We start from the raw sequence: 6682 nt of genomic DNA, 5'->3' as shown, positions 1-6682 counted from the left end.
GGCGCGGCGGCTGCTGGCGGAGGGCGTGGCGGCGCTGGTCAGCTTCGGCCTCGCGGGCGGGCTGCGCCCCGGCTTGCGCCCCGGCGCGGTGCTGGTGCCTCCCCTCATTCTTACCGAATCCGGGGCCTATGCCTGCGATTCGCGGCTGCTGCGCTTTCTGGGCGGCGCCACCTCCGGCCCGCTTCTGGGCGGGGGCGAGATTGCCGCTACCCCGGCGGCCAAGGCGCGGCTCTTCCACCAGCACCGGGCCGATGCGATCGACCTCGAATCCGGCGCGGTGGCTGAAATCGCGGCGGCGGCGGCCCGGCCTTTCGCGGCGCTGCGCGCGGTGGCGGACCCGGCGGAACGGGCATTGCCCGCCGCGGCGCTCACCGCCCTGCGCCCGGATGGCGGGCTCAACCTGCCCGGCATCGCCGCCTCTCTGCTCCGCCGGCCTGGGCAGATCCCTGACCTGATCAGAGCCGGGCGCGACGCCGCCGCCGCCCGCCACGCCCTGGCCGGGCGGCTGCGCGCCCTTCCCCGCTCTTGAACGTTATTCGGCGGCCGGCGCGGCCTCGCGCGCCGCTTTGGCGGCATGGATCTCGGCGAGCTTGCTCTCCACATGCTTGGAAAACACGTATTCCGCCTTGCGCGCCTTATCGAGCGGAATATCGCGCGCCATCGCCCCCTCGGTCTTGATGCCCTTCAGGGCGACTTTGGCGATCTTCCAGGGGTGCTTGACCGAATCCATCACCGCCGTGGCCTCGAAGCCGGAATGGACCATGCAATCCGAGCATTTCTCGTAATTGCCGACGCCATAGCGGTCCCAATCGGTGGTCTCCATCAACTCCTTGAAACTCTTGGCATAGCCCTCGCCCAGCAGATAGCACGGGCGCTGCCAGCCAAAAACATTGCGGGTCGGGTTCCCCCAGGGCGTGCAGGCATAGGTCTGGTTGCCGGCGAGGAAATCCAGAAACAGCGGCGACTGGGTGAATTTCCATTTCCTGCCGCGTTTGGCGCTCTCCTTGCCGCGGCGGAAAATGGCCCGGAACAGCTCCTTGGTCCGCTGGCGGTTGAGAAAATGCTCCTGGTCCGGCGCCCGCTCATAGGCGTAGCCCGGCGAGGTCATCACCCCCTCCACCTCGAGTCCGGCCACCGTATCGAAGAAGGCCGCCACCCGGTCAGGGTCGGCGCCCTCGAACAAGGTGCAGTTGATCGATGTACGGAATCCTTTGGATTTGCTCAATTTTATCGCGTCGACCGCCCGCTCATACACCCCGCTCTGGTCAACGGAATGGTCGTGCATCTCCTTGTCGCCGTCGAGATGGATGTCCCAGCAGAAATTCTTATGCGGCTTGTACTGGTCGATCTTCTTCTCCAGCAGCAGCGCGTTGGTGCAGAGAATGACGAAGCGGCCCATCTTGAGATAGGCCTCGACGATTTGCGGCATCTCCCGGTGCAGCAGCGGCTCGCCTCCGGCGATGGCGATGATCGGCGCCGGGCATTCCTCGGCGGCCTTGATGCAATCCGCCAAAGACAGGCGCTGGTTGAGGATCTCGCTGGGATAGTCGATTTTGCCGCAACCCTGGCAGGCCAGGTTGCAGCGGAACAGCGGCTCCAGCATCAGCACCAGCGGGTAGCGCTTATTGCCCTGGAGATGCTGTTTGAGAATATAGCCTCCGACGCGGAGAGCCTGATTCAGCGGTACACCCATATCTTGCCTCTTAAATCTCGGCGACTTCGGCCGGGAGCTTGAATTTGACGTCTTCCGGCGTGCCGGCCAGCATTTCGATCTCGACCCGCCCGAACCGGCGCAGCCCCTCGATCACGCCCTGTACGAGAACCTCGGGGGCGGAGGCGCCGGCTGTCAACCCCACCTTGCTGACCCCGGTGAACCATTCGGGGCGCAGATGGGCGGCGTCGTCGATCAAATAGGCGGGGCGGCCCAGCTCGGCGCCGATCTCGCGCAACCGGTTGGAGTTGGAGGAATTGCGGCTGCCCACCACCAGGATGACATCGACCAGCGCGGCCAGATGATGCACCGCCTCCTGCCGGTTCTGGGTGGCGTAGCAGATATCCTTCACGTCCGGACCCACGATCTGGGGAAAGCGCGCTTTCAACGCGGCGATGATGCCGCGCGTGTCATCCACCGACAACGTGGTCTGGGTTATATAAGAAAGCCGCTCATGGTTTTGAACTTGCAGCTTTTCTGCATCCTCAATCGTCTGCACCAGATATACGGTGCCGTCGATCTGGCCAATCGTGCCCTCCACCTCCGCATGGCCGGCATGGCCGATCAGCACGATCTCGCGGCCCTGGGCCGCGTAGCGGCGGCCCTCGGCATGAACCTTGGCGACCAGCGGGCAGGTGGCGTCGATCACCGGCAGGCTGCGCTCACCCGCCGCCTGCACCACCTTGCGGGCGACCCCATGGGCGGAAAACACGGTCCAGGCGCCCTCGGGCACCTCGTCCAGCTCATCCACGAACACTGCCCCGCGCGAACGCAGATCCTCGACGACATGGCGGTTATGCACGATCTCATGGCGGACATAGATGGGCGGGCCGAATTTGGTCAGGGCGCGCTCGACGATATCGATCGCCCGCTCCACCCCGGCGCAAAACCCGCGCGGCTGGGCGAGGATCACCCGCAAACTCTTCGGGGATTGTGAACCATCCATATTTTCCATCCTGCCAATCTGTTGCCCGGGGGTCACGCTACGGCGCATTCTGCCTCAGCAATAGGTCATTGGCTCTACAATTCGCAAGCTTCGGCGTACGCTTAATTAAATCGCTGATGAAAAAGCCACAGGTCAGAGGGGCGGCCAGCGGGAACTCCAAAGCTGGCTTTTCCCGCAATGGTCGCCTAAGTGTCACGGATACATTCACGCAAGCGGGACTCCGAATCGGTTGTTATCTATGAATAGATCAGGACAAAGGATAGGCGAGATGGGGATGACTGGGATGCGGTTTCATAGAGGATCTTGCTAATGCCACCCAAAACCCCCTTGCTCGATCGCGTTCAGTATCCCCAGGATCTGCGTAACCTCTCCACCGACCAGCTGAAGCAGCTCGCCGATGAGCTGCGCGCCGAGACCATCGACACCGTCTCCGTCACTGGCGGCCATCTGGGCTCGTCCCTCGGCGTGGTCGAACTCACCGTCGCGGTGCACGCGGTGTTCGACACCCCGCATGACCGGCTGATCTGGGATGTGGGCCATCAATGCTACCCGCACAAAATTCTCACCGGCAGGCGGGAGCGCATCCGCACCCTGCGCCAGCCGGGCGGGCTCTCGGGCTTCACCCGCCGCTCGGAGAGCGAATACGACCCCTTCGGCGCCGCGCATTCCAGCACCTCGATTTCCGCGGGGCTGGGCATGGCCGTCGCCCGGGATCTCAAGCAGGAGAAAGACCCGCGCAACGTCATCGCCGTCATCGGCGACGGCTCGATGAGCGCCGGCATGGCCTATGAGGCGATGAACAATGCCGGGGCGATGAAATCCCGCCTCATCGTCATCCTCAACGATAACGACATGTCCATCGCCCCGCCGGTCGGGGCGATGAGCGCCTATCTCTCGACGCTGATCTCCTCGCGCAGCTTTCTCTCGCTGCGGGATTTCGCGGCCAAGATGGCCAAGCGCTTCCCCGGCCCCATCGAGCGCACCGCCCGCAAGGCGGAGGAATATGCCCGGGGCATCCTCACCGGCGGCACGCTGTTCGAGGAGCTGGGCTTCTATTATGTCGGCCCCATAGACGGGCATAATCTCGAGCATCTGCTGCCGGTGCTGCGCAATCTGCGCGATTCGGACGCGCCGGGGCCGGTGCTGCTGCATGTCGTCACCAAAAAGGGCAAGGGCTACGCCCCGGCCGAGGCGGCCGCGGATAAATATCACGGCGTGCAGAAATTCAACGTGGTCACCGGGGAGCAGAAGAAGAGCCCGCCCGGACCGCCCACCTACACCTCGGTCTTCGCCAAGGCGCTGATCGCCGAGGCGGAGGCGGATTCCCGCGTCGTCGCGGTCACCGCGGCGATGTCGCCCGGCACCGGACTCGACAAATTCGAGGCGAAATTCCCGAGCCGCATGTTCGATGTCGGCATCGCCGAGCAGCACGCCGTCACCTTCGCCGCCGGCATGGCCACCGAGGGGTTGAAACCCTTCTGCGCCATCTACTCCACCTTCCTCCAGCGCGGCTACGACCAGGTGGTGCACGACGTGGTGCTGCAAAGCCTGCCCGTGCGCTTCGCCATGGACCGGGCGGGGCTGGTGGGGGCGGACGGCGCCACCCATGCGGGCGCGTTCGATCTCTGTTATCTCGGGCCGATGCCGCGCATGGTCATCATGGCGCCCTCGGACGAGGCCGAGCTGATGCACGCCGTCGCCACCGCCGCTGCCATCGATGACCGCCCCTCCGCCTTCCGCTACCCGCGCGGCGAGGGTCTGGGCGTGGAGCTGCCCGCGCGCGGCACGCCCTGGGAGATCGGCAAGGGCCGGCTGCTGCGCGAGGGCGGGCGCATCGCCCTGCTCAGCCTCGGCACCCGCCTGGCCGACGCGCTGACCGCCGCCGATGAGCTGACGGCGCGGGGCTTTCCCGTCACCGTGGCGGATGCCCGTTTCATGAAGCCGCTCGACACGGAGCTGGTGGACCAGCTCGCCCGCCATCACGAGGTGCTGATCACCATCGAGGAAGGCGCGGCGGGCGGCTTCGGCGCGGCCGTCGCCCAGCACCTCGCCTGGAGCGGCGCCTTCGACAAGGGGCTGAAATTCCGTCCCATGACCCTGCCCGACCGGCTGATCGACCATAACACGCCGGCGGCGCAGCTCATCGAGGCCGGGCTGACGGCGCAACATATCGTCGCCAACGCCATCGCCGCGCTCGGTATACCAAATATCCATGATTTCGTCGCGATTCCAGCACAATAAGGCACCTATATGAGGGGCATGAAAAACCGATCCCTTTTTTATCTTCCCGCGCTGGCGCTCGCCGGCGGCTTGTTCGCTTCCTCCGCCGCCCGCGCCGATGACGCGGCGACGGCGCCGGTGAAGGCATTGGATGACGGCCTCATCGCCACGATGAAGGCCGCCTCGGCGGGTCAGGATTTCCAGACCCGCTACACCGCCCTCGCGCCCATCGTGGAAAACGCCTATAATTTCCCGGTGGTCACCCAGAATTCGGTGGGCTTCCTCTGGTCCACCCTGCCCGCCGCCCAGCAGACCGAGCTGATCAACCTGTTCACCCAGTTCACCATTGCGAGCTACGTCTCCCAGTTCGACAATTATAACGGCCAGACCATCAGTATCCTCCCCGGCGAGAAGCCGCTGGGCAGCAAGGAAATCATCGCCACCAAGCTTGAGCCCGCGGATGTGGAGATCGATTACGTCGTGGAAAACACCACCGCCGGCTGGAAGATCGACGACGTGCTGCTCAACGGCACGATCAGCCAGGTCGCGGTCCACGCCTCGGATTTCTCCTCCCTGGTCAAATCGGGCGACGCCTCGCAGCTGATCTCGGCGTTGCAAGCCAAGATCAAGAAATTGCAGGGAGGCTAAACCCGTTCCCTCTTGCAGATCGCGGCTCTCATCACCGCCCTGCTCGCCCTGGCGGGCATGGCGCAGCTCACCCTCGGCGCGCGGCTGACCGAGCGCTTCTGCGCGCCCCCCCGCCGGCCGCCGCTGGCGCGCCCGCCGGTGAGCGTGATGAAGCCGCTCTGCGGCGTCGAGCCCCTGCTGGAGGAAGCGCTCGAATCCTTCTTTCTGCTCGACTATCCCGAGTATCAGCTCGTCTTCGGCGTCCAGAACAGCGCCGACCCGGTGCTTCCCCTCCTCGCCCGGCTGCGCGAGCGCTACCCGGAGCGGGATGTGGCCCTGATGGTCAATGACACGCCGCATGGGCGCAACCGCAAAATTGCCAATCTCATCAACATGCGGCCCCTGGCCCGGCATGAGCGGCTGGTCATCGCCGATGCGGATGTTCATGTCCCGCCTTATTATCTCGACAGCATCGCGGCCGCGCTGGAGGCGCCCGGCGCCGGGCTGGCGACCACGCTTTATACCGGCCTGCCCGCCGGGCCGGGGTTGGCGGCGCGGCTCGGCGCCACGCAGATCAACCATAATTTTCTCCCCGGCGCGCTGCTGGCCCGCTGGCTCGGCCGCCAGGACTGCCTGGGCGCCACCATGGCGCTCTCCAAGACCACGCTGGCGCGAATCGGCGGCTTCGCGGCGCTGGCGGATCACCTCGCCGACGACCAGGTGCTGGGCCGGCGCGTGCGCGCGGCGGGGCTGGGGGTCGTGCTCGCCCAGGTCATCCCCGCCACCACGGTGCCAGAGGCGGATCTCGCCGCCCTCTTCCGCCATGAGCTGCGCTGGGGCCGCACCATCCGGGCCCTGGTGCCGCTCGCCTTCGCGGGCACCATCCTGCAAATTCCCCTGTTCTGGGCGGTTCTCGCCCTGGCCTGTTCCGGTTTCGCCTGGTGGGGCGCGCTGCTCTGCCTGGGCGCCCTCGCCCTGCGGGCGCTTTGCGCCCAGCGGGTGGAGGCCGCGCTGCGCCTGCCGCCCACCGGGGCGATCTGGCTGTTCCCGATGCGTGATTTTCTATCCATAATCATCTATATCGCCAGCTTCACGGGCCGCCGGGTCATGTGGCGCGGCACGCCGTTGACCGCCGATTCCGGCCGGGTCGAACCGAGTTGAGAGAGTGAGAGACGAAA

The 6682-nt window shown here is 65.8% G+C and carries 5 protein-coding genes and 1 pseudogene; 4 read left to right on the top strand and 2 right to left on the bottom strand.

Translation table 11 applies throughout. The annotated features are described in order from the left end of the window. Positions 1–529: pseudogene (locus tag M7H45_RS03715) on the top strand (hypothetical protein); the annotation flags it as partial. A 3-nt stretch (positions 530–532) separates the two neighbouring features. Here the strand turns inward: M7H45_RS03715 and hpnH are convergent. Then, positions 533–1693 (bottom strand): adenosyl-hopene transferase HpnH, encoded by a 1161-nt coding sequence (gene hpnH / locus M7H45_RS03710; protein WP_298214825.1) that lies wholly within the window; start codon positions 1691–1693, stop codon positions 533–535. 10 nt (positions 1694–1703) lie between these two features. After that, the gene (ispH, locus tag M7H45_RS03705; RefSeq protein ID WP_298214823.1) at positions 1704–2657 is read right to left on the bottom strand and encodes a 4-hydroxy-3-methylbut-2-enyl diphosphate reductase; all 954 of its coding nucleotides are present in this window, start codon (positions 2655–2657) and stop codon (positions 1704–1706) included. A gap of 309 nt (positions 2658–2966) precedes the next feature. Here ispH and dxs point away from each other — a divergent pair, with 309 nt between their 5' ends. Genes dxs through hpnI form a run of 3 tightly spaced genes read left to right on the top strand, consistent with a single transcriptional unit; the run spans position 2967 to position 6665 of the window. Beyond that, positions 2967–4898, top strand: a complete 1932-nt coding sequence (gene dxs, locus M7H45_RS03700) for a 1-deoxy-D-xylulose-5-phosphate synthase (protein WP_298214821.1) — start codon at positions 2967–2969, stop codon at positions 4896–4898. Positions 4899–4916: 18 nt separating this feature from the next. Next, entirely contained in the window at positions 4917–5525 is a 609-nt protein-coding gene (locus M7H45_RS03695) for an ABC transporter substrate-binding protein (protein ID WP_298214819.1), read from the top strand. 12 nt (positions 5526–5537) lie between these two features. Then, positions 5538–6665 (top strand): bacteriohopanetetrol glucosamine biosynthesis glycosyltransferase HpnI, encoded by a 1128-nt coding sequence (gene hpnI / locus M7H45_RS03690; protein ID WP_298214817.1) that lies wholly within the window; start codon positions 5538–5540, stop codon positions 6663–6665. Positions 6666–6682: the final 17 nt, after the last annotated feature.

This window comes from Acidocella sp. (assembly GCF_027352905.1).
Lineage (GTDB): Bacteria > Pseudomonadota > Alphaproteobacteria > Acetobacterales > Acetobacteraceae > Acidocella.
This window is presented reverse-complemented; position numbering and strand designations above follow the sequence as displayed.